The organism is Ezakiella massiliensis (assembly GCF_059862345.1).
The window spans coordinates 106,005-128,367 of the sequence record NZ_JCBCEO010000003.1 but is presented as its reverse complement, the minus strand read 5'-3'; the positions used below and the strand labels follow the sequence as shown (position 1 = coordinate 128,367).

Sequence of the window (22,363 nt, the reverse complement as noted above, 5' to 3'; positions counted from 1 at the left end):
AATTACTGTATATCCTTTTTTAATCTAAATAAAATATCATTAATCTCACTGATAATACTTTTAGCACTAATATTCTCATCTGGGGTCATTTCTGAAAAGTCTTCTGCATCTATATCTAGCAATGAGTCTCTGATATTTTCCAATTCTATTAAAGGTTTGGTTCTTTCATTCTCAATTCTACCTTTATTTATGAGTCTATTTGTTGATTTTATTAGACTCTCAACATTTTCTTTCACTACATTATTTTCTTCAATTACAGTCCTGAGTTCATAAGATGAAGTAATTGGATTGTCTTCAAATGCATCCATAACTACATCAACCTTTTCATCAGCAGAATCTAAAAAATATTGCAATCTATCGTTATTTTGTAATATATTCTTTTTTAAATCCCTCATTACACGAGTTGAATCATTCTGATTATCAACTACTTTAGAAGATATTAAATGCACTAGTACAGCTTCTTTTATAGATTCTTTATTCTTAGATTTTAAATTAGTTATTGTGCTTTCAATTTCCTCAATAGGACCATCCAATTTCAAGTCTCTAGCTAAATAAAACTTGTCTATCGGATTTCCACCTGGGGATACTATCTCTATAAATTTAATAACGAGTTCTGCCAATCTTATATCTCTATTAATCCCTTTGGTACTTTTCGCACCAGAAGCTTTCTTATATTCTTCAATAGTCATTAGTTTTTCAACTTTAATTGTATTATAAACATCAAAAATACGATCAATTGGGTCATAACTAACCCTTTCTTCACGACCTAACTGAAGATCTAACTCTAGCTCCTTTATTATTTTTTCATCTGATTTTAATTTTGCATTCAATGGTAAAATAACTGCATTGAAAGTTTGGGATATGCCTGTTTCTTTTTCAATCATTCTCAAAGCAGTAAATCTTCTATTGCCATCAATAACGCGACCATCTGGAAGGACTACACCTGGTTCTTGCTGCATTTTTTCAATAATAGATTGCTTTGTATCTTTCATTGCTTGTACATTAGATTCATAAATAAATTGCTCGAAAATCTTATTATACTCCGAGTCTCCTACTTCTGGTTTAAGGAGTCCATGTGTAGAACTGTATTTTTTGTACAGCGTATTTATACGTCCATTTTGATCATTATAGTATAAGAGACTTAATGGAATCGCATAAACAGTGAAAGTATTGTTTTGTTGACCCGGTACTGATAATTTTTCTTTTCACCTGTTTCTTTTAACTGATTGCCAGCTGCCTTTTCGAGTAAGCTCATATTCTTTACACCTATCCTTCCTTATGATTTTTCTATCGTTTTGTATAATCTTGTAAATTTCTCGTTGACAATATGTATTATTAAATACAACAACAATGTTATTTTTAACTCAATCAACTCCAAAACTTAATCTTGCTTTGATTATAACATAAAAACAATAATATTTCTCTCTTTTGTAATTCATTTTTAAGATTTATTGTGCCTTTTTATTCCCTCCTTATCCACTTCTCTCGTCTTTGTCCCTGATAATTGTCTCCACATTCGGGGTAAGTTTATATATATTTAGTTTTATTTAATTTTTTAGGAGGTTTTTACGTATATTGCACTTGCAATTATTTTTTAATTTTATTTGTCCCTCAGTTTTATTATTGGGCCAAGGGATGCCAGTACAGGTCTTTGGATATGGGGTCCAAGTTTTTTAAGAGGTATTCTATTAAAAAAGATGACCATTACGAAGAGTTTTATTTGACCAACACTGATGGTTTTGATTTTTTTGTTAGGCTTTTGTCTTGCGATAATCCCAAGGGCATTGTGCAACTTGTTCACGGAGTGGCTGAGCACACTGGCAATTACATAGACTTCGCCAGATTTTTAAATAAAAACGGCTACATGGTTGTCATGGACGACCACCGGGGCCACGGCAAATCCATTTCGACTGCTTATCCCAACGGCTATATGATCCGCGGCCAAGAGCTTGTGGATGATGAGATCATGATCGCTCGCTATATGCAGGAGGCCTATCCTTATTTAAAATATTGTATGCTGGGCCACTCTATGGGTTCTATGATTACCAGATTGTTTTTAAGAGACAATGATAATCTTTTAGATAAGCTGATTGTCATGGGGACTGTACCTGTAAATAAATTTGCTTGGCTTGGCGTGTTTTTTGCAAATATTCTTTGCTTTTACTTGGGCGAAAGGTCTGAGAGCATGCTGATCGATGGTGTTGTTGGCGCAAAGAGCTTAGATTTTATTAGCTACAATGAGGACAATATTTCCTACAAAGAAAATGATCCGCTTAGAATTTTTAAATTTAGGCTCGGCTATTCAAGAGCCCTGATTGAATTAAATAAAATGCTCGGCAAAAAATCCAAGTACAAATGCCAAAATCCAGGCCTAGAAATCTATAACATGGTCGGCGAAGATGACATTATAACCAAGGGCCAAAAAGGAGTTGAGTCCAGCCTGAATTTTTTAAAAAAACTTGGCTACCAAAACATCTCCTCCAAGACCTACAACCATATGAAACACGAAATCCTCTGTGAAACAGACAAAGAAACTGTCTACGCAGACGCGCTAGAATTTTTGGAGAAATAGTATTATTAATAAATTATGTATAAAAAAACTGGACCACACGGATCCAGTTTTATTTTTATGTTTTTATGCAAATTTTGTAATCTCTGCGACATCGAGTCTGACTGATTCGTGGTGGTCGTAGTCGGATTCGCCTATGGCGAGGATCATGACTGGGACGTATCTTTCTGGGTCCAAGTCAAAGGCCGCAGCGAGTTTATCTTCTTCAAAGCCTCCTATGGCATTTGTATCGTAGCCGTGGGCGCGGGCAACCAGCATTAGTTGCATGGCCATTAGACTGGCGTCAATCTTTACTACGTCGTTCATTTTTTGTTTTGAAAATGACTTGTAGGCTGGGACAAAGAGGTCCATGAGTTGTTTCTTAACATCTTCTGGCATATAACCTTTTTCAACGGCCATGCTGTAAATTTCATCCGCCTTTTCATAGCATTTCATATCCCCAAAGATCAAAATCATGGCAGCTGATGTGTCGTTTTGCCTTACATTAAATTTGATCAGTGGGCGGAGTTTGTCCTTGCCTTCGTCTGATTCAACTATTACAAATCTCCATGGTTGTAAGTTTACAGATGATGGGGCCAGGGTTGCCTCTCTTAAAATTTCCATCATCTCTTCTCTATCAATCTTGGTGTCTTTAAATTCCTTTACCGAGTGCCTGTTAAATACTACGTCTTCAAAATTATTATTTTTCATATACACTTCCCTCCTGCCATCCTTATACCCCAAAGGGATGAAAATATATTTTGAAAATGTAAAATAAGTAATCAACTCTTAAGGATTCCTTAATAGTTCAAGAGAAAGCAAGTCTTAGGAAATTCCTAATAGTTCAAAAAACTTACATTAAATATTTATTCTTTAATTCAAAAACAAAATTCCAGTTAAGTCAAAAGAGATTAAAAAACAGTTATTAAGAAATACTTAATAACTGCAGATGCTGAAAAATTATGCAATTACAGATATAATAAATGCCCCCTTATTTCATCTTCGGATTTAAGGGGGCATTTACATTTCATTCGAAAAAAGAGGGAGAATAAATTTTTTTATATTTAAGGTGAATTATGCTTCTTTAATTACTACTTTATCCTCTTTTAAGGCCTTTGAGAAGGAGACCATTGCAAATACCATTACTATTGCAAATGGGAAGGCGGCAGCTATTGATGCTGTTTGTAATACTTTTAGTCCGCCTGCCAGCATTAATGCAAAAGCAAGTGCTGATTGGATTATGCCCCAGATAATTTTGGTTTGTACGTCTGGGTTTAGGTTTCCTTGTCTACTCATCATGGCCATGGAGTTTTCTACAAAATAATTTTCACTGTTTTCACTAACTTAGTATATTGTGAGATAGATATCCCAACACCACCATTTTGTCCATTATTTTTTGGCATTTACCTTTGAGCATTCAAAATATTTGCGGTATCGGTTATAGTTCTTTTTTCGGATTGCTTTCTAAAAATAACAGATACTCAATTTATATTTTTATTAGATTCATTCCAGTCATTATGAATTAATACTCCTTTGCATATTTATTACATTGTCGCAAATTCTAAGGGTGCTCTTTCTGTGGGAGGAAATGATTATTGTCTTGTCTTCTTTTTCTTCGTAAAGGGACTTTAATATTATTCCTTCGTTATAAGCGTCGATGTTGGCTGTAGGTTCGTCTAATATATAGAGTTTGGATTTTCTTAAAAACATTCGTGCCAGGGCAAGTCTTTGTATCTGACCTGTGGAAAGTAAAGCCTTGTCCTTCACTATCTCCGTGTCAAAACCTTGGTCCAAGGTCATGATAAAGTCATAGATGTTTGCTTTACGTGCCGCTTCTACCAAGTCAGTTTCACTTGCACTTTCATTTGCCACCAATAGGTTTTCTTTTATTGTGCCTTTAAATAAATGACTTTCCTGTGCCGCATAGGATATGTTGTCACGTAAATTTTTGCTGTCTATATCTCTTATGTCTTCGCCGTTTAATAATATTTTGCCTCTTTGGGGATCAAAAAATCTCATAATGAGCTTTAGGACCGTCGATTTTCCGCAGCCGCTCTTACCTTCAAGGCCCACTACTTCGTTTAATTTACAAGACATGTTAAAGTCTTTCAGAAGCTCTGTGTCGTCGTAGGAAAATTCCAAGTCTTTTACTTCCAATCTTTCGTAGCTTACTGTGTTGTTATTTTCCACTTCTTCTACTGCCGGTTCTTCTCTTAGTATGCCCATTACTCTCTTGCCGCAGGCAAAGGTAAGGACTAAGTTGTTGCCCAGAGATGCCAGTGCCGATGTGGGGCCGAAGGAGGAGATGAATATTGCTATTGGAAATATTAAGTTTAAAAAGTTAACTTGGTTTTGGTTGTATAGTTTAGCTCCTATTATTATAAATACTATATTTGCTATTAATATTATTGTAGATGAGCTTGCAAAGTTATTTCCCATGTTGCGGGACAGTTTTTTGGAGGATGAGTTTAAGTCCTTGGTGAGTTTGTTTAACTCTTCCATTCTCTCTTTTTCCATTGAGAAGTTAATTACTTCTTTTATCCCTTTTAAACTTTCCAAGATGGATAGGTTTAGGTTGGAGAGATCTTCCCTTTGATTATCACCAAGGCTCTCCCCGATTTTTTGTGTAATTATAGGAACGACTACTCCCATTACTATGTGAAACACAAGTAATACCAGGGCGTATTGCCAATGTATTTTAAGTAATATTACAAAAAATATCAGTGTGTGGAAGAAGGCTATTAACACAGGTGAGATTGTGTGTGCGTAAAATACTTCAAGGAGTTCTATATCCGCCGTTATTATGGAAATGAGCTGTCCTTTGTTTTTCGTGTCCATCTTTGCCGGGCAAAGTCTTCTCAAACTTTTAAAGACCAGGTCCCTTATTATTGCCAAGGTCTTAAATGCCACATAGTGGTTGAAAAGTTGCTCCGTGTATTTAAATAAGGACCTCAGTACGGCAAGGGCCAAAAGTATTATTAATACTTTTTTTAAATTTACTATGTCTCCAATATATATTTTGCCGAAATAATAGGCGCCGAGACCGGGGATTAATGTGGCGAATACATGACCTGAGAGTCCGAAGAAGATGGCAAAAAACATTTGCAGTCTAAGGGGCTTTACAAGATTTAAAAGGTCCTTAAGTAATTCTCTTATGTCTCTAAAATTTCTCATGCCACACCCCACATTTCCAAGTCCATTTGCGAATTGTAAAGCTCGCTGAAGTTTTTCTTTTCCTTCATCTCTTCAAAGCTTCCTTCTTCTATGACTTTTTTGTCCTTTAAAAAGTATATATAGTCGGCGATTTCCGTATTTCTAAGTCTGTGTGTTATTAAAATTATTGTCATATCATTTTTAAGCTTCGACAAAATATTTAAAATAATTTCCTCCGACTCAATGTCTATATTTGAAATTGCCTCGTCAAGGATTAAGACCTTAGGCTTTCTAAGCAGAGTCCTTGCAATGGATATTCTCTGCTTCTGTCCGCCAGACAAGTTGCTTCCTTCACTTTCTATTACTGTGTCCAGGCCCTTTTGATTTTTAAAGTAGTCATAAAGGCCTACGACTTTAAGCTTTTCGTTAAGCTCTTCGTCACTTGCTCCCGGACTTGCAAATGCCAAATTGTATCTTAAAGTGTTGCTGAAAATAAAGGGGTTGTTGTCCACCATACAAATGTTTTCGATAATGCTGTCCGTCTTAATGTGGTTTTTGCCGTTGTAATAGATAGAGCCGTCGTCTCTTAACATGCCGCAAATTAATTTTGCAACTGTGGATTTTCCCGAGCCACTCTTGCCTACCAGACAGGTGATACTGTTTTCTTTACAAGACAAATTAATATTTTCTAAAATCGGTTCCTTGTCATAGGAAAAGTCCAAATTTTTAAGAGTGATTTCAACTTCACCTTCATCTATTACGCAACTGCCGTCCTTGTGATCTTCCATGTCAAGCACTTCAAACAAAGTTGTAGCGGCAGAGATGCCGTTCATGGCAACGTGAAACAGTGCTCCCAATCTTCTCAAGGGATTGAAAAACTCCTGTGACAATAGGATAAAGACAAATCCCGTAAATACGGATATCTCTCCTGCGGCAAAATATTTTAAACACATGTAAATAATTGTGGCACTTCCCGTATATGATACAAGGTCCATAACAGTTATGTTGTTAAGCTGAACCATGAGAAGCTTCATAGTCTTTACTCTAAATTCCTCAGCCATGTCGTTTAACTTGTCGTTGTACTTGCCGTCGGCATTAAAAATTTTTAACGTAGTAAGCCCGTATAAGAAGTCGATAAAGACCTCTCCCAAGTCGGCATAAGACTTCCAATATGATTTCACAACACGCTTGGCAAGTTGTTGCACCATCATAATGGCAATTGGAATAAAGGGCAAAAACACAAGGCCTGTTACTGCGATTTTAATATTTACAAATGACATAATTATAAATAAAAGCACAGGTCCCAAGAGAGAGAAAACAAGTTGAGGCAGAAGCTCGCCGTAAAAAATGTTAAGCTGCTCAATACCCTCAACACTTAGATTAATCATCTCCGATATGGAAATTTTTTCACCGTATTCCATTTTAAAACCGTAGACCTTTCTAAAAAGTCTTTGACGCAGTGATTTTTTAATTCTGTTGGAAATTTTGTGTGAAATAAAAAAGTTAAACTTTATAATCACAATTTTTATTAAAATAATTGCAATAAGTTGTAACAAAAAAGCCCTGACCCCGTACTCCCCTTTGACAATTTGATTTAAAAAATTGCCCACGGAAAATATTAAACAGATATTTGTAAATAATTCCAAAACCTTCAGGCCAATTAAAACTAAGAGGGAATGTTTTTCTCTGCCTAGTTCCTTTAACAAATTTTTATTCAGCATTTTCTATCTCCTTCACTGTTTTAATTTTAAAAAAGAAGTATATATAGTGGAAAATTAAGACTAAGATTAAACAAATGCGTGCGTGTGATATTTTTACAAAATAAAATGAAATGGCAATAAAAAATGTAATCATCGCCAAAATTTTTATTTTCTTCTTCATTGTAAGACCCTTGTTATCTTTAATAGGCTCAATGTTATTCTTGTAAATCTTTGTAGATGTAAACCATTTGTGAAATTTTTCCGAGCCCTTTGCAAAGCAAGCTGTCGCCAAAAGTAAGAAGGGGGTTGCCGGCAAAAGTGGCATGTAAATTCCCACTATGCCTATGCCTAAAAATAAAAAGCCTAAGACTATAAATATATACTTCATTTGCGCCTCTCTTCATTGATAATTATTATCAGTTTTACGCTTATATTAACATATAAATCCCTCCTTGTAAAGAGTTTTGATATCAGTTATTAATTAGGGAATTCATTTTGAGACACAAAAAAGAAGGCTCTATACTAAAAGTTGCGTGAATAAAGTACCACAACTATTGACAAAGAGCCAATAAATGCCCCCTTATTTCTCTTTCGGATTTAAGGGAGTATTCACATTTTCATTCGAAAAAAGAGGGAGAATGAATCTTTCTTTATTTTTAAGGTGAGTTATGCGTCTTTAACTACTTCATCTTCTTTTAAGGCCTTTGAGAAGGAGACCATTGCAAATACCATTACTATTCCAAATGGGAAAGCAGCAGTTATTGAGGCTATTTGTAATACTTTTAATCCGCCTGCCAGCATTAATGCAAAAGCAAGTGCTGATTGTATTATTCCCCAGATAATTTTGGTTTGTACATCTGGGTTTAGGTTTCCTTGTCTACTCAGTCGCTTGTTTTTATCGAACTTTATTCATCTAAGGGCGGATACTTACACTTGCCATCATAGGGCGGATCTAAGACCATAGAATTTTTAATGTCTGTTACTTCTAATCTCATCCTATTAACCTTAATAGATTCATTCCTATTATGAGTTGATGGTTTGTATTTATAATAATACAAATAATTTGGGTCATCACTATATGTCACCCTGATTAAGTAGCCTCCATCCTTCCAATTCTTAAAAGCTTCTTTGCTGGCAATATTATTTTCATCCACACCCTGGGCCCTTATATACTCGTTAAACTTTTTCTCCGCCAATAATCTTTGGATTGGATACTGGTACAAAAGTATAACTCCAACAATAATTCCTAAGAATAATAAAAACTTCTTTTTATTCATATTTTCTCCTTTAAAATTCTAATCTACATAAAAACACTTTTTATAAAGTAATTTTCGCTAATATTTTATACCTATAACATTGATTTTATTATACTACAAAATTACTATCCTGTATAAGCTTTCTACTTGCACATTCATTACAAAAAAGGCAGCAGATTTTCTGCCGCCTATAATCTTTATATTTCATAAATTTTATCGAATAGCTTTTTACTTTTCTCATCCAGATTGTGGCTGACCATAATAATGGTTAGATTTTTATCTTTGAGTAAATTTTCTTCAATTAACCTTCGGTTTTCCCTGTCTAGAGAACTTGTCCCCTCGTCTATTAAAATTATTTCCTTACCATTTATCAGGCTTCTTGCAAGGGCAATCCTTTGTTTCTCTCCACCAGAAATATTTGCGCCGTTTTCTCCAACAAGGGTGTCTATGCCGTCAGTAAAGTTCTTAATATCATTATACAAAGAGCTTTTTATAATAGCCTCATTAATTGCCTTGTCTGAAAAATCTATGCCCAGACAAATGTTTTCTTTTATAGTCGCATTAAAAAGATATACATCCTGAGAAATATAAGACATATTTGTGTCGAGTGCTCTTTGACGAATTATTCCATCATAAAGGACATCTCCTTCATAATCTTTGATTATCCCCATAATAATCTTTAAAATAGTCGATTTTCCTCGTCCCGACTTGCCGACAATCGCATACTTGCCATTCTTTTTAAAGTACATATTTAAATTTTTTAAAATTTCCCTATCGTAATAGGAGTAGGAAATATTTTTAAGTGCCAGGCTTTCATTAAATGTTTCTCTACAAATTTTTTCAGTCTCACTTGATTCAAAAATATTAAAATAGGGTTTGGACTGCATGATGAGCATCTTTGCATTAGCAAGATTTGATAGGCCATTTGTCACTCCGCCTATAAGGTTTGCCGCGCCTGCAAGGACTGCGACTCCAATTCTGCCGTAAAGGGCCAAGATAACGACCAAGACTTCCGCCAAAATCTGCATGGAAACGCTCACAATTCCCATGGTGCACTCCAAAATCTCTGTCATATAAGATTTTCTGCACCTGGCTTCTTCGCTTATCTGACTTGTTTCCCTGCCCTTTTTAACATACCACTTATCTGCCGATAGAATTTTTAAAATGTGTACGCCATACATAAGGTCTTTAAATTTCTTCATGGCCTCAGCTTGGGCCTGGAGATTTTCTTCTCCAATTTTTTCTATACGTTTTTCAAAAATTTTCGGCATAAACCACATTAAAAGGCTTGAAAAAATTGCAAATAAAAACAAGTAAAAATCCAAATATAAAAGTGCCGCCAAGCTCCAAATTATCTGTGCGGCTCGACCAACTAAGTTAAATACACTTTGCCAGGCCAAATCTGAAATCTCGTCAATGTTTTTTGTTATATAGGAAATGTATTCGGATCTTTTTTCTCCTTCGAAGTTTCTTGTATCACCCTGGTATATAGCCTGGTAAAAATCATCTCTAAGGTCAGTATTCATTGCCTTTATCGCCCTTGCACGACAATACGACTCAAGCATGCAAATTAAAAAATATCCCAGCCATCCCATAAAGGAAATAATGATCCACTTCAAAAAGAGATGCATGTCTAGCTTGATAGCACCATCAAATGTTTTTATCGCAAAAAACTGGACTATGACCTGCATACCCCACATCAAAATTTGCAGCAAAAAGACAATTAGTGTTTTTGTCTTGTTTTTATAAAGATACTTTCTAATACTGTCCATAATCTCCCTTGTTATAACAAAATTCTCCTTAACCTACATAAAAACACTTTTTGTGAAGTAATTTTCGCTAATATTTTTATGGTCGATGCTGATAACTGTCTTTGTTTCTAGGTAGTTCATGAGGTCATCAAAAATCTCGTAGAAGAGGCTTTCGTCGAGGCCTGTGCTTATTTCATCGAAGATATAGAGCTGGCAATCCTTGTAAAGAGCTCTTGCTAAGAGCACTCTCGTTCGTTCACCACCCGATAAGGTACTGGAATCAAAACCAATCTTGTTTTCAGAATATTTTTCAAGGACTTCTTCTAGCCTGCAAATTTTAATTATTTGATTTAGCTTGTCCTCGTCAACTTTCGACTTAAAAGTTATGTTGTCAATGATAGACATATTAAACAATTTATTTTCTTGAAAAACTGCTGACAGTGATATAGTCTGATTTTCCTTGCCGTCAACATATATCTTACCAGAGGTCGGCTTGTACATATTGGTAATCAGTTTTGCCAGACTAGATTTACCTGACCCAGTTCTTCCATTTATTTTTAATTTATCACCCTTATTTATGACCAAGTTAAAATCTTTTAAAATCTGATTGTCTCCGTAGTTTAAAGAAACATCTTTAAATTCAATAGTCTTAAAATCTTCGATTAAATTTACATCTTCCTTTTCTATTCTTTTGAAGGTCTCATCAATCCTCTTGACCGAATTTTTGAAGGCGGATATTTCCTTTTGATTTTCTATTATATTAAAAATTGGATCGGTAATCATCGATGCATACAAGATAATTGCGATCAATGCACCAACCGACAGACTACCCTGACTAACACGGAGGCCGCCAATCAAAATCAAAGTTGCCATAATTAAATTAAATAGCAAACTGACCAGGGCTTGGGAAAGGTTTTTTATATTTACGATTTTTTTATCCAAGGTATTTAGCTCGTGATTTTCTTGGTGGAAGTCGCTAGCAAAAACATCTTCTTTGTTAAATAACTTAATGTCCCTAGCACCTATAATTATGTCAAAAAACTTATTTATAACATTTAGCCTTTGAATTTGGCTCCTCTCAGATGCCCTTTCGGATTTATTTAAAATCTTTTGAATAACAAGAGTTGAGATAGCAGAAATGGCAATCATTGCAAAGAGCATAATGTAGTCGTATTTTATTATTATGATTGACCCGATGACAAAACTTGATATTGAAAAGCCTAGGTCAAAAACCAAGGGGATGAGCTTGTCATCAAGGGCTTTTAAATCGTCAATTATAACATTAAAAACATTTGAGTGGCCAGCTTTTTCCAAGAGACCAATCTTTGTGCTCAGGATATTTTCAACAATCTCGTCTCTTATTTCTCTATTTAGGTTGAGCTCAAATTTTGAACCAAAATTAACAAGGGCAATCTTAAAGATATTGACCAAAATATAGACCAGCGAATACAGGATTATGTATTTAATAAATTCGCTTTGATTGCCTATTGTTAGGTAGTCGATTACCTTCTGAATAAAAACCATGGGGAAAATGCTGAGGCTCCCCACTATTATCCCTGTTATAAATAATAATAAAATTTTAGAAAAATTCTTTTTGTACTTTTCTCTAATCATAATTCGCTCCTATCGATTAGTGATCTCACTTAAATATTTTATATCACTAACATTTATTTTATTATATCATAAAAACATTATCTTGTATAAACTTTCTACTTGCACATTCATTACAAAAAAGACGGCAGATTTTTTGGCTCTATGTCAAATGTTGGAGAGAATTATTGAAAAATAAGTCTCCCTTTCTTGTATTTTATGCACTTAAAGTATATTTTACTTCCCTATACATATTAACAACTAAATCTTTATGTTTTTCTCTGTTTTATTGCATAGCAAACAAAACCCCTAGAGGTTTTGAAATTTTTTTAGGATATGGCAAATATTCTTTTCCTAAATATTTCAAAGTTTCTTAGGCCAAATGAGTTTCTTTTTAATGTTTTTATCTTCGTGTGAAAACCTTCTAATGGTCCATTGGTATACGGGTGATCAAATAAGTTTGCTATTTCCTCAAACCAATTTGTAAAACATCTTATACAGTCTTTGTATTCTTTTAGCCCAGATGTTCCAGCTCTTCGTATCCATTCTTTTAGGCATCTTTTTGCATCTTCTTTATTGGTTTGTGTTAAGACGTATTCATAGAATAGTTCTTTTAGTTTGTAGGCTTGTTTAAGTTCTTCGTTTAACTCCAGCATTGTGGCTACTTCATTTACTTCATGGTTTTTTAATTTGCTTGCGGGTTTTGTTAAGAGGCTTTTGCTTCTTTTCATGTAGATTCTTAAGTTTTTTGTCTTGTCTTTTTGTGCTTTTTTTCTTGTGTTCTCCATGGCCCATGTTACTTGTCTTATGAAGTGGTATTTATCTATGATGTGTATGGATTTTGGAAAGTAGGTTTCTTTGACGGTTTTATATGGTTTGTACATGTCTGTTACATAGTATTTTACTTGGTCTCTTTCTTCTTTATCTATTGACCGGAAGTAGCTGTTTAGGTTTTTATTGGTTCTGGATTTTACTATGTCTATTAGTTTATGGTTATTTCCGTCTAAGATGTATAGGTGGTATTTGTGTCCTCCTGTGTCTCCTTTGAATTCATCCATACACATTAATTTGGGCAGAGTATTTCTGTTTGCTGGTAGCATTTTTGCTATTCTTGTTATTGTGTGCCAGGATAATTTGTATCTTTTAGCTATTGATTTTATTGAGCAGATTTCTTTAAATTCATTTAATATGTTTAATATTAGTCTTAATGTTACTGTGTAGTGTTTTAGGACTAGGTTTTGTTTTCCCTCAAATCTTTTGCCGCAACTTTTACAGTTGTATCTTGTTTTCTTTAGGTGGATGATACTTACTTTTCCTGTTATTGGTGTGTCTTTTACTTTTTGGGTTCTGTGGTCGTGTACCCATATGTTTTTTGATCCGCAATGTGGACATTTCTTTGGTTTGTCTACTTTTGCGTATATATGGAAGTATTCTTCATTCCAACTCGTTTTTATGTCTTCCACTGTTATGCCTTTACAATCTAAGATTTTTGTGATATTATTTTTATGCACTTATATGCACCCCCTTACTTGTTAGGTTGTTATTTTAAGTATAGGATGTTTTGCGTATAAGTGCAATTTTTTTACATAAAAAGAGGCTGTACAATTTTTGTTGGTCTTTTACTCCCCAACAAATATTATACAGCCCAAATTAATGTCAGATCTTATGAGCTAAGCCTAAGAAAGGCCGATGCTGAACTGATAGAAGTAGAAGAAATTTAGGAGGAGCTTATGACTCTAAATATTGCCTTAGCTAGTAACCCTAACTCAGGGAAGACCAGCTTATTTAATGCTCTAACAGGCAGCCACCAATATGTAGGTAACTGGCCTGGAATAACTGTAGAAAAAAAGAAGGCCAATACAAAAAAGACAAGGAAGTAAGGTTTACTGACCTGCCAGGAAATTATTCCCTATCTCCTTATACATTAGAAGAAGTTGTAGCCAGAGACTTTCTTATTCACGGAAAGCCTGATGCCATTATAAATGTTGTTGACGGGTCTAACATAGAGAGAAACTTGTACTTATCTACCCAGTTATCTGAACTTGGTATACCTTTAATTATTGCCCTTAATATGATGGACATTGTTAAAAAGAACAATGACTTTATTGACATAAAAAAATCGAAGCTGAACTAAACTGTAAAATAGTTGAAGTATCTGATTTGAAAAACGAAAACCTTGATAAGCTAATTGAAGTTGCAAAAAAGAAGCAAAGAAAAAAGAAAAGCACCAAGAGATCAAAGCCTTTTCTAAAGACTTAGAAGGCTATATCACTGCCATTGAAAATGCCCTTCCTGAACTTGACAACCAAAGAGCCAGAAGATGGCTGGCAGTAAAGGTCTTTGAAAACGACGAAAAGATTATTGAAGATTTAAAACTCTCTGCAGAAAAACTTGATGAAGTTTCTAAAATCAGAAAGCAAGCTGAAGAGTTTTTCGATGACGATGCTGAAGGTATTGTAACTGACGAAAGGTACAACTTTGTAACATGTATTACTTCAACAGCTGTAAAAAAAGGTCGTAAGGGCCTAACCCTTTCTGACAAAATCGACAAGGTCATTACTAACAGAATTTTGTCCCTACCAATTTTCGTAGGAATTATGCTAGTGGTTTATTATGTAGCTATTACAGTTGTTGGCGGAGATGTAACTGACTGGACTAATGATGTCTTCTTTGCAGAAATTATTGGCGGCAAACTTGATGCCCTATTAGAAGCTTTGGGAACATCTGAGATGGTCCACTCCCTAGTAATGGACGGGATCTTTGCAGGTGTATCTGCAGTTTTAGGGTTTTTACCAATAATTGCAACCCTCTTTATCTTTATAGCAATTTTAGAAGACATTGGCTATATGGCTAGGATTGCCTTTATTCTAGATAGGATTTTTATAAAGTTTGGTCTTTCAGGCAAGTCCTTTATTCCAATCCTAGTTGGAACAGGCTGTTCAGTTCCTGGGATTATTGCAACTAGAACTATAGAAAATGACAACGACAGAAGAATGACCATAACAGTTGCATCAATGATGCCTTGTGGAGCAAAAACAGATATTATTGCCATGTTTGCTGCAATTTGGGGCGGATCCTGGTGGTTTGGACCAATTTGGTACTTTGGTGGAATTATAGCAGTTATCATAACTGGCCTTATTTTAGAGAAAACCAGCCTCTTCCACGGAGACCCAGCTCCCTTTGTTATGGAGCTACCAGAATACCACCTGCCAAGTATTAACAACGTTCTAAGATCAACTTGGAAAAGAGTAAAGGCCTTTATTGTAAAAGCTGGAACAATAATAGTTTTAGCATCTATCTTTATTTGGCTAACTACAAATATTACAGTTAACTTCAGCTTTGAGCCTTTTGGCGAAGGAGATGTTGATTCAATCCTTGCCTTCTTAGGAAAGAAAATTGAATGGTTCTTTGTTCCCCTTGGCTTTAGCGATTGGATAGCTTCAGTAGCTACAGTCCTAGGCCTAGTTGCCAAAGAAGTTGTAGTAACAACCTTTGGTATTTTAGCAAAACATGGAGAAGTTGATCCAGACACAGCCAGCCTAACAAAGTTTGTAGAAAGTTACTTTACAACAGCTTCAATGCTTTCCTATATGTTCTTTAACCAATTTATCATTCCTTGTTTCGCAGCAGTTGGCGCTATTAGACAAGAAATGAACGAAAAAAAGTGGACCTGGTTTGCCATTGGCTACATTCTAGTATTTTCATACACAATAAGCTTAATGGTCTACCAATTTGCCAGAGTCCTAGTAGATGGCCAAGCTCCAAACCTTTGGACAGGAGTAGCTGGAGTAATTCTAGCAATTTATCTCTTCCTGATCTTTAGGCCATCAAAGTATAGAAACTAGAGGTGAAATGTGGGAGATTATATTGTTTTAGGAGTCGTTATCCTAATTGCCGTTTTGGCATATTTGAAAATTAGAAAAAATAAGAAAAAAGGCGTAAGCCCTTGTGGCTGTAGCTCTTGCCCATCAGCAGGGACATATCACAGCTACAAAGAAGGAAATGAATGTAAATAAAATAAAAGCCAGAGATTTTAAGGTCTCTGGTTTTTTCTTTCTTTATTAATTTTTCTTAGCTTAGAAGCTGGCCTTGGTCTATAAAAATTTCTCTGTCCGAAAAGATTTCAGATAGTTTTCTGTCGTGGGTTATAAATATATAGGAAGTATTATTTGCTTCCTGGTATTTTCTTAATATATCTATAATTTGTGCCTGGCTTACAACATCTAGCATAGAAGTTGGTTCATCTAAAACTAATATTTGTGGGTCAACTGAAAGGGCTCTAACTATGGCCAGTCTTTGTAGTTCTCCACCACTTAATTCTCTAGGATACCTGTAGAGATATTCTTCTCTTAGGCCTAGTTTTTTTATTTCTTCAACTATGTCTTCCACCTTCCAATTTTTCTTATAAAGTTGAAATGGCTCTTTTATGCTATCAATTATTTTTAAACTTGGATTAAAAGCTGACTCTGGATGCTGGAAGAGTATTTGAATTTTACTTCTAAGTTTTTTTTGAATAGGGTATTTTAGTTTTTCTTCTTTAAAGTAAATTTCTCCTTGGTCAGCTTTTATAATTCCTGCAATTATTTCTCCAATTGTAGACTTGCCGCTTCCACTTTCTCCTACAATACTTAGGGTTTCCCCTTCTTTTAGGTCAAAGGAAATATTTTCTATGGCATAGAACTTTTCCCTCTTGTCTTTGTAATAAATTTTTGTAAGTTGTCTTACCTTAAGCATACTTCCAACACCTTACCTTTCTGTTTTCAAGGCTAAACATCGGTGGTGCTTCTAGACACTTGTCACTAGCGTATTTACAAGACGTCCTATAAATACAACCCTCGTTATAGTTAGGTTTTTCTACAAAGCTTCCATCTATTTTTAGGCCATTTTCTGGCAAGGCTGCAATCATAGCTTGGGTGTAAGGGTGGAGGGGGTTTTGAAAAACATCTTCTGTTTGCCCTTCTTCTAACAAATAAGATGCATAAAGTACCCCAACCTTTTCGCTTATATTTCTAGCAAATCTCAAATCGTGGGTGATGACTATATAGGCCCTCTCCTCTAAGGCCAAAAAACTTTCTTCTACTAAGTCTATTCTTTTAGAATCAAGGCCCTTAGTAGGTTCATCTGCCAGAATTATTTCTGCTCCACCTGCTATGCCCATGGCAATCATCGCCCTTTGTCTCATGCCGCCACTAAAGGCATAGGGATAGTCGTTAACTCTTTTTTCTTCATCCCCTATGTTAAATTTTTTTAATAGGTCTATGGCCTGCCTTACTGATTCTTTCTTTGATAGATTTTTATGAATTACCAAAGGTTCACCTACTTGGAGGCCGACTTTCATAAGAGGATTTAAGGCATTACCTCCTCCTTGGGGAACATAAGAAATTTCAGCTCCTCTAATAGCTTCCATTTCCTTTTCCTTTAATGCTAAGAGGTTTTTATTCTTATAGTATATTTTCCCTTCTACTTGGCTCTTGGGCAGAAGTTTTAAAATGGCAAGAATTAAAACCGACTTACCGCTACCTGATTCACCAATTAAGGCAAACTTTTCTCTTTCGCTAAGGTCTAGTGAAAAATCTCTAAGAACTTTGTTTTTTCCCTTAGCAAAGCTAATATTTAGGTCTTCAATTTTTAGTAAAATATTTTCTTTAGTCATTTTTCTCACCGTAATATCCCATTAAAATAAAACCTAAAACAACTAAGGAGGTACATATTATTGGCGGAACATACCACCAGTATTGGTTTTTCATTATTGCATTTCTATAAAAGGCATATCTTAAAATACTGCCCCAAGATTTTTCGCCAAAGGAGCCTAGGCCTAAAAAACTAAGACCTGACTCTGTCATCATTGCTGATGCAACTGAAAGGGCTCCCCTAGTCATAACTATGTCTATTAAGTTAGGCAAAAGGTGCTTATAAATAATAACAAAGTTGTTTAAGCCTAAGGACTTTTCGATTTTTATATAAGGCATAACTACCAGCTCTTTTGTCTTGGCCCTAATTATCCTACAGGTATAGGTCCAACCTGTAATAGAAATTGCAATAATTAAATTTAGTTTTCCTGGCTTCATAAAGGCAATTAATAACATAGCCAGTGGAAGATAGGGAATGCCCATTACAATATTTGTAAAGGCTGTAATAGTTTTGTCCACCTTGTTGCCAAAGTATCCAGCAATTAAACCTAGGCTTGTTCCTACAAAGGTTACAATAAAGGCAGTGAAAACTCCTATAGAAATTGAAGTCCTAGTCCCATAAATTAGCTCGCTTAGTATATCATTTCCAAGGTCGTTAGTTCCTAAGAGATGGTCGCTAGACGGACTTAAATAGGGCTGGAAAAGGTCGTGGGGATTATAGGGAGCTAGGATTGGAGCAAATATTGCAATGAGAATAAAAACTGTAACTATAAATGATCCAATTATAAAGTACTTGTTTATTTTTTCTCTTCTCATACTAGTTTCCATCCCCATATCTAGGATCAATTTTTTGGTTAAAGATATCTGAAATAAGGTTGCCAAAAACTACTCCTACTGCTGCAATTAAAAAGCATAATTGGGCAGTTGGAAAGTCTTTTTTACTAACAGCCTCAGTCATTAATAGGCCCATGCCCTTCCATCCAAAAATTGTCTCTATAATCATAGACCCACTTAATAAATATCCCATTTGGATAAAAAAAGAAGTTCCATAGGGAATTAGTGCATTTCTAAGTAGGTGCTTAAAAAGTACGGTCTTTTCGCCCATACCCTTAGACCTTGCAGTTAAAATATAGTCTTCTTTTCTAATTTGGGAAACGGAAGACTTCATTAACATAAAATTTGATGCCGTTCTAAATATTATTAGAATAATTAAAGGTAGGGCCATGTGGTGGATCATACTTTTTACTTTCTCAATACCAAACAAACCTGGACTTACCATGCCATTAATTGGAAATACTTTTAGCTTATAAGAAAATATAGTTAGAAGTATTAGTCCTAGGCAGTTAGATGGAATTGTGTTAGCAAGTAAAAATACTGGGGTGGAAACCTGGTCAAACTTTCCACCAGGTTTCCAACCAGCAAAGGTTCCTAAAACACAGCCTAAAATTCCACCTATAATCCAAGTTGGAATAGCAAGCATTAAGGTATTTTTACAGGCCCTAAGCACATTTTCAGTAACAGGCCTTTTGTTATAATAGGCTATACCAAAGTCTAGCTTAGCAATATTTTTTAAATATTTAATAAATTGAACATTGAGCTTGTCGTTAAGTCCATACTTTTCTACAATTCTTTCTAGCTCACTTGGATTATTTTCTAAGAGATAATAATACTCTTCTTGGCCTACTAGAGAAATAATAGGATCTCCAGGCATAAAGTGGATGAGCAAAAATGAAATTGTAACTATAACAAAAATTGTCGCCAGTGAAAATAGTATTTTTCTTATTGACTTGTTCATTTTACTTTTGATAAATGTCGTACCAAGTTCTTGGGTTAATTACTCCCCAACCTGGATAGTTATCCCAGCCTCCTATTTTATCTGTCCTATATGGGAAGTGACCTTCTTCCCAGCAAAGGGCTTGGGCAAAACAATCTTCTGCTGCCATGTGTTGTAATTTGTTCATATAGCCAGCATATTCTTCATTGGTCTTTGATACTTGCATCTTGTAAAATGTTTCTAAAAATTCTGGATCATCATAGGTTCCCCAAATCCAAGTTTTTTCTCCTTCAAATCTTGGTGCACCTACAAAGTACCTGAAGGCACTTGACCAGTTTGTCATTCCAGAAGTAGTGTAACCAATAGAAAGGTCGTACTTGCCTTCACTAACATTGGCTTCCCATACTTCACCATTTCTAAGTGAGTCTTCGTCAATATGGGTTTTAATTCCCAAATCTTTTAAAGATGCTCCTATAACTTCAGCAATTCTACTATAGGTTTCCTTGCCTTTTTTAGAATATTGCATAGTAATCATAACATCCATTGGAGATCCATCTGGAAGTTCTCTAAAGCCATCACCATCAACATCCTTGTAGCCAGCTTGGTCTAATAAATTTTTCGCCTCTTCAAGGTCTTGGTCTAAAATTCCTAGACTTTTGTCAAAACCCTTGTTTACAGGTGTAACTATTCCAATTCCTGGATGCTTGCCATAGTCGCCTGCAATTACTTGAGCCAATCTGTCATAGTCAAGTCCAGCCCTTACAGCCTTTCTAAAGTTAATATCGTCTCCTGGCTTTCTCTTCATACCATAAGTAAGTTGGTAATGGCCACCAAAGTCACTGGCTCCTGGGTCTATGTCGGGATTAGACTTTATTGTATCCATAATAGGTCCATCTATTGGATTTGCATAATTGAAAAATGCATCTATTTCACCATTGGCCATGGCCATCATTAGGGTGTCTTCTCCAGAATATGATTGAAGGACAACTTCTTCTACCATAAGGTCTCCACCATAATTGTTTTCTGGAACTGCCTTATAAACTGAAGTTTGTGAGTCTCTGTCTACAGCAACTAGCTTATAAGGTCCACAGCCAATAGCAGCATCTTCGCCATCATAAGTAGATGGGTCTTCTACCTTTTCCCAAATGTGTTTGGCAAATAAACAAGAGTTGTTAGATGCAGAAGCATTTAGCCAATAAAAAACATCAGGCTCTGAAAATTTAAGAGTGCATTCATGGTCGCCAGTAATTTCCCAGCTTTCAAGGTTTTTTAAGCCTCCTGACTCTCTAACATTTTTCATAAAGTCAAAGGTAAATAAAATGTCCTCTTCAGATACAGGAACTCCGTCATGCCAAATTGCTCCCTCTGGCCATTTAAAAACTAACTCTTTGCCATCGTCAGAAATTGTAAATTCTGTAAAAAAGAATGGTTGTATTTCGTTATTTTTATCAACATAGACAAAGTCACCTTGGGTAAAGTTGTTATAGTTAGTCCTACCAAAAGCATCTTTTTGTGAAACTGCAGAAAAAACATTGTTTTCAGCTGTAGTTCCAATTACTAATCTTTCTACCTTCTTTTTCTCTTCACTTGTTTTTGCAACTTTTTCTTCTGTGCTTGCAGGTTTTTGAACTGCTTCCTCTACTTTTCCTTCTGGCTCTGCATTTTTATTGCAGGCACTTAGACCTAAAACCAAGGCCAAGGCTAGAACAAGGAAAAACTTTAAATTCTTTTTCATTTTCTTCTCCTTAGAATTATTATTGAACTTTACTCTAAATCCTAAAAATAAAAAACCATTGTCTATAAGCCTAAAAATAGTAAGCTCAAAAAACAATGGTACAGTAACTGCTTTTTTACCTACTTTCGACGGAAATAGGGATAAATTCAAATGCCAAGCAGGTTTTCTGACTTGTGCCTACCATATATTTAGCCTTCTCAGTTTCCCAATGGCATAGTTAAATATACTAACACTTACAGCGACCGGATCGTTTAAGATTTTCACTTAATTCCCTTTAAGTAAATAAAAGCTTATTTACTCACTTAGCATCTTATTCAATTGTAATAATTATAGCACTTTGAAATGTTTTTTTCAATAAAAAAAGACTTGGACTTGCTATTTAAAAATTTATATTTTTATAAATTCTGTAATTTTTTAAAAAAGAAATTTTTACTTCATAAATCTATTTGAAAAGATCTATTCTCTTTCTAATAATCTAACACTTGGAACTAAAAGTCCGCCAACTGCATTTCCTAAAACTATAACTAAAATTCTCAAAAATCCATTTAGACTCCAAACTCCTGCCATGGCAAAGTAAAAAATATCTGCAATAGAGTGTTCAAAGCCTGCAAGGATAAAGACCATTACTGCAAAGATTATGCCTAAATATTTTCCAAGGTCCTGGGTGTTTGTCTTGTATTCTTCTACTCCAAAGACGACGAAGATGTTACACATTATTCCTAGGACAAATAAACTTAAATAAGTGTCGTTTAATTTTGTGTTTACTAAAGCCAAAGCCTTTTCTTGTAAAAATTCTCCATTTCTACTTAAAGATAAAAGAAAGGCTATTAGTACTGCTCCAAGGGCGTTTCCTATTAGGACCTTTAGTAGAAATTTTGTATAAGACTTTTTCTCATTATAAAAGAAATATCCGACCTTGCCTGTAAATAAGTTATCACTCTCTTTCTTTTTTTGTTGTTTTAGGTGGAGGCTTAATAGATTTTTATATCCTCTTTGTGAATGAGCGTTTTGAAATGATAGAATAGAAAAAGCCGACTACTGAATTAATTTTTGTTGTTTCAGTATGTCGGCTTAATTGTTTTGTTCATTTCAAATTTTAAAAGTCAAGGGCGAGCGTTAGCGAGTTTATTTACCCTTGACTTTTAAAAAGCGAATGGTTGTTGCTCCCTGCAAGGGTTTGGCTCTAAAGCCACGCAATCACCCTTTAAGGTGTATAATTGCGCCCT

Annotated in this window: 20 protein-coding genes, 1 pseudogene and 1 riboswitch; of the genes and pseudogenes, 4 read left to right on the top strand and 17 right to left on the bottom strand. The window is 35.0% G+C overall.

What is annotated here, in order from left to right:
• Nucleotides 1–2 precede the first annotated feature (2 nt).
• Nucleotides 3–992: a chromosome partitioning protein ParB gene (locus AC6FXG_RS05515; RefSeq protein WP_500571860.1), complete on the bottom strand. Its 990-nt coding sequence runs from the start codon at nucleotides 990–992 to the stop codon at nucleotides 3–5.
• Nucleotides 993–1,657: 665 nt separating this feature from the next.
• On the opposite strand from AC6FXG_RS05515, the gene AC6FXG_RS05510 reads away from it, so the two are divergent.
• Nucleotides 1,658–2,572 (top strand): alpha/beta fold hydrolase, encoded by a 915-nt coding sequence (locus AC6FXG_RS05510; protein WP_500571859.1) that lies wholly within the window; start codon nucleotides 1,658–1,660, stop codon nucleotides 2,570–2,572.
• A gap of 63 nt (nucleotides 2,573–2,635) precedes the next feature.
• On the opposite strand, the gene AC6FXG_RS05505 is transcribed toward AC6FXG_RS05510, so the two are convergent.
• From AC6FXG_RS05505 to AC6FXG_RS05460, 10 genes are all read right to left on the bottom strand, one after another.
• A complete protein-coding gene (locus AC6FXG_RS05505; RefSeq protein WP_500571940.1) occupies nucleotides 2,636–3,298 on the bottom strand; it encodes a nitroreductase family protein in 663 nt (220 codons plus the stop codon).
• Nucleotides 3,299–3,622: 324 nt separating this feature from the next.
• Complete coding sequence (locus AC6FXG_RS05500) at nucleotides 3,623–3,847, bottom strand: BCCT family transporter (RefSeq protein WP_500571858.1); 225 nt, start codon at nucleotides 3,845–3,847, stop codon at nucleotides 3,623–3,625.
• Nucleotides 3,848–4,063: 216 nt separating this feature from the next.
• A complete protein-coding gene (locus AC6FXG_RS05495; RefSeq protein ID WP_500571857.1) occupies nucleotides 4,064–5,722 on the bottom strand; it encodes an ABC transporter ATP-binding protein in 1,659 nt (552 codons plus the stop codon).
• Nucleotides 5,719–7,422, bottom strand: coding sequence for an ABC transporter ATP-binding protein/permease (locus tag AC6FXG_RS05490; RefSeq protein ID WP_500571856.1), 1,704 nt, complete (start codon nucleotides 7,420–7,422; stop codon nucleotides 5,719–5,721). The genes AC6FXG_RS05495 and AC6FXG_RS05490 overlap by 4 nt, the downstream gene beginning before the upstream one ends.
• On the bottom strand, nucleotides 7,412–7,789 hold the full coding sequence (locus AC6FXG_RS05485; RefSeq protein ID WP_500571855.1) for a YbaN family protein: 378 nt from the start codon (nucleotides 7,787–7,789) through the stop codon (nucleotides 7,412–7,414). Before AC6FXG_RS05485 ends, AC6FXG_RS05490 begins: the two co-directional genes overlap by 11 nt.
• Nucleotides 7,790–8,067: 278 nt before the next feature.
• The gene (locus AC6FXG_RS05480; RefSeq protein ID WP_500571939.1) at nucleotides 8,068–8,286 is read right to left on the bottom strand and encodes a BCCT family transporter; all 219 of its coding nucleotides are present in this window, start codon (nucleotides 8,284–8,286) and stop codon (nucleotides 8,068–8,070) included.
• A 20-nt stretch (nucleotides 8,287–8,306) separates the two neighbouring features.
• Nucleotides 8,307–8,678 carry a DUF3139 domain-containing protein gene (locus tag AC6FXG_RS05475; protein ID WP_500571854.1) on the bottom strand — a complete coding sequence of 124 codons (372 nt, stop codon included), beginning with the start codon at nucleotides 8,676–8,678 and terminating at the stop codon, nucleotides 8,307–8,309.
• 176 nt (nucleotides 8,679–8,854) lie between these two features.
• Nucleotides 8,855–10,429: an ATP-binding cassette domain-containing protein gene (locus AC6FXG_RS05470; RefSeq protein WP_500571853.1), complete on the bottom strand. Its 1,575-nt coding sequence runs from the start codon at nucleotides 10,427–10,429 to the stop codon at nucleotides 8,855–8,857.
• Between the two features lie 33 nt (nucleotides 10,430–10,462).
• The gene (locus tag AC6FXG_RS05465; RefSeq protein ID WP_500571852.1) at nucleotides 10,463–12,022 is read right to left on the bottom strand and encodes an ABC transporter ATP-binding protein; all 1,560 of its coding nucleotides are present in this window, start codon (nucleotides 12,020–12,022) and stop codon (nucleotides 10,463–10,465) included.
• Between the two features lie 305 nt (nucleotides 12,023–12,327).
• Nucleotides 12,328–13,509 carry an ISL3 family transposase gene (locus AC6FXG_RS05460; RefSeq protein ID WP_500571851.1) on the bottom strand — a complete coding sequence of 394 codons (1,182 nt, stop codon included), beginning with the start codon at nucleotides 13,507–13,509 and terminating at the stop codon, nucleotides 12,328–12,330.
• 60 nt (nucleotides 13,510–13,569) lie between these two features.
• Between AC6FXG_RS05460 and AC6FXG_RS05455 the strand changes: the two genes are divergently transcribed.
• The 3 genes and pseudogenes from AC6FXG_RS05455 (at nucleotide 13,570) to AC6FXG_RS05445 (ending at nucleotide 16,014) form a co-directional block, all read left to right on the top strand.
• A complete protein-coding gene (locus tag AC6FXG_RS05455) occupies nucleotides 13,570–13,719 on the top strand; it encodes a hypothetical protein (protein ID WP_500571850.1) in 150 nt (49 codons plus the stop codon).
• 9 nt (nucleotides 13,720–13,728) lie between these two features.
• Nucleotides 13,729–15,843: pseudogene (gene feoB, locus AC6FXG_RS05450) on the top strand (ferrous iron transport protein B).
• Between the two features lie 9 nt (nucleotides 15,844–15,852).
• Complete coding sequence (locus tag AC6FXG_RS05445) at nucleotides 15,853–16,014, top strand: FeoB-associated Cys-rich membrane protein (protein WP_500571849.1); 162 nt, start codon at nucleotides 15,853–15,855, stop codon at nucleotides 16,012–16,014.
• Nucleotides 16,015–16,069: 55 nt separating this feature from the next.
• Here AC6FXG_RS05445 and AC6FXG_RS05440 read toward each other — a convergent pair whose 3' ends face one another.
• From AC6FXG_RS05440 to AC6FXG_RS05415, 6 genes are all read right to left on the bottom strand, one after another.
• On the bottom strand, nucleotides 16,070–16,732 hold the full coding sequence (locus AC6FXG_RS05440) for an ABC transporter ATP-binding protein (RefSeq protein WP_500571848.1): 663 nt from the start codon (nucleotides 16,730–16,732) through the stop codon (nucleotides 16,070–16,072).
• Entirely contained in the window at nucleotides 16,725–17,651 is a 927-nt protein-coding gene (locus tag AC6FXG_RS05435; RefSeq protein WP_500571847.1) for an ABC transporter ATP-binding protein, read from the bottom strand. Before AC6FXG_RS05435 ends, AC6FXG_RS05440 begins: the two co-directional genes overlap by 8 nt.
• A complete protein-coding gene (locus tag AC6FXG_RS05430; protein WP_500571846.1) occupies nucleotides 17,644–18,444 on the bottom strand; it encodes an ABC transporter permease in 801 nt (266 codons plus the stop codon). The genes AC6FXG_RS05435 and AC6FXG_RS05430 overlap by 8 nt, the downstream gene beginning before the upstream one ends.
• A 1-nt stretch (nucleotide 18,445) precedes the next feature.
• Nucleotides 18,446–19,423: an ABC transporter permease gene (locus AC6FXG_RS05425; protein ID WP_500571845.1), complete on the bottom strand. Its 978-nt coding sequence runs from the start codon at nucleotides 19,421–19,423 to the stop codon at nucleotides 18,446–18,448.
• Between the two features lies 1 nt (nucleotide 19,424).
• Complete coding sequence (locus AC6FXG_RS05420; protein WP_500571844.1) at nucleotides 19,425–21,137, bottom strand: ABC transporter substrate-binding protein; 1,713 nt, start codon at nucleotides 21,135–21,137, stop codon at nucleotides 19,425–19,427.
• A 139-nt stretch (nucleotides 21,138–21,276) separates the two neighbouring features.
• A riboswitch (cobalamin riboswitch) is annotated at nucleotides 21,277–21,458 on the bottom strand.
• Nucleotides 21,459–21,593: 135 nt separating this feature from the next.
• On the bottom strand, nucleotides 21,594–22,160 hold the full coding sequence (locus tag AC6FXG_RS05415) for a formate/nitrite transporter family protein (protein WP_500571938.1): 567 nt from the start codon (nucleotides 22,158–22,160) through the stop codon (nucleotides 21,594–21,596).
• Nucleotides 22,161–22,363: the final 203 nt, after the last annotated feature.

Coding starts and splice junctions, on each gene's coding strand:
- AC6FXG_RS05515 (WP_500571860.1), bottom strand. CDS start 992: ATGAAAGATACAAAGCAATCTATTATTGAAAAAATGCAGCAAGAACCA.
- AC6FXG_RS05435 (WP_500571847.1), bottom strand. CDS start 17,651: ATGACTAAAGAAAATATTTTACTAAAAATTGAAGACCTAAATATTAGC.
- AC6FXG_RS05485 (WP_500571855.1), bottom strand. CDS start 7,789: ATGAAGTATATATTTATAGTCTTAGGCTTTTTATTTTTAGGCATAGGC.
- AC6FXG_RS05440 (WP_500571848.1), bottom strand. CDS start 16,732: ATGCTTAAGGTAAGACAACTTACAAAAATTTATTACAAAGACAAGAGG.
- AC6FXG_RS05465 (WP_500571852.1), bottom strand. CDS start 12,022: ATGATTAGAGAAAAGTACAAAAAGAATTTTTCTAAAATTTTATTATTA.
- AC6FXG_RS05495 (WP_500571857.1), bottom strand. CDS start 5,722: ATGAGAAATTTTAGAGACATAAGAGAATTACTTAAGGACCTTTTAAAT.
- AC6FXG_RS05430 (WP_500571846.1), bottom strand. CDS start 18,444: ATGAGAAGAGAAAAAATAAACAAGTACTTTATAATTGGATCATTTATA.
- AC6FXG_RS05500 (WP_500571858.1), bottom strand. CDS start 3,847: ATGATGAGTAGACAAGGAAACCTAAACCCAGACGTACAAACCAAAATT.
- AC6FXG_RS05470 (WP_500571853.1), bottom strand. CDS start 10,429: ATGGACAGTATTAGAAAGTATCTTTATAAAAACAAGACAAAAACACTA.
- AC6FXG_RS05420 (WP_500571844.1), bottom strand. CDS start 21,137: ATGAAAAAGAATTTAAAGTTTTTCCTTGTTCTAGCCTTGGCCTTGGTT.
- AC6FXG_RS05425 (WP_500571845.1), bottom strand. CDS start 19,423: ATGAACAAGTCAATAAGAAAAATACTATTTTCACTGGCGACAATTTTT.
- AC6FXG_RS05475 (WP_500571854.1), bottom strand. CDS start 8,678: ATGAATAAAAAGAAGTTTTTATTATTCTTAGGAATTATTGTTGGAGTT.
- AC6FXG_RS05510 (WP_500571859.1), top strand. CDS start 1,658: ATGGGGTCCAAGTTTTTTAAGAGGTATTCTATTAAAAAAGATGACCAT.
- AC6FXG_RS05490 (WP_500571856.1), bottom strand. CDS start 7,422: ATGCTGAATAAAAATTTGTTAAAGGAACTAGGCAGAGAAAAACATTCC.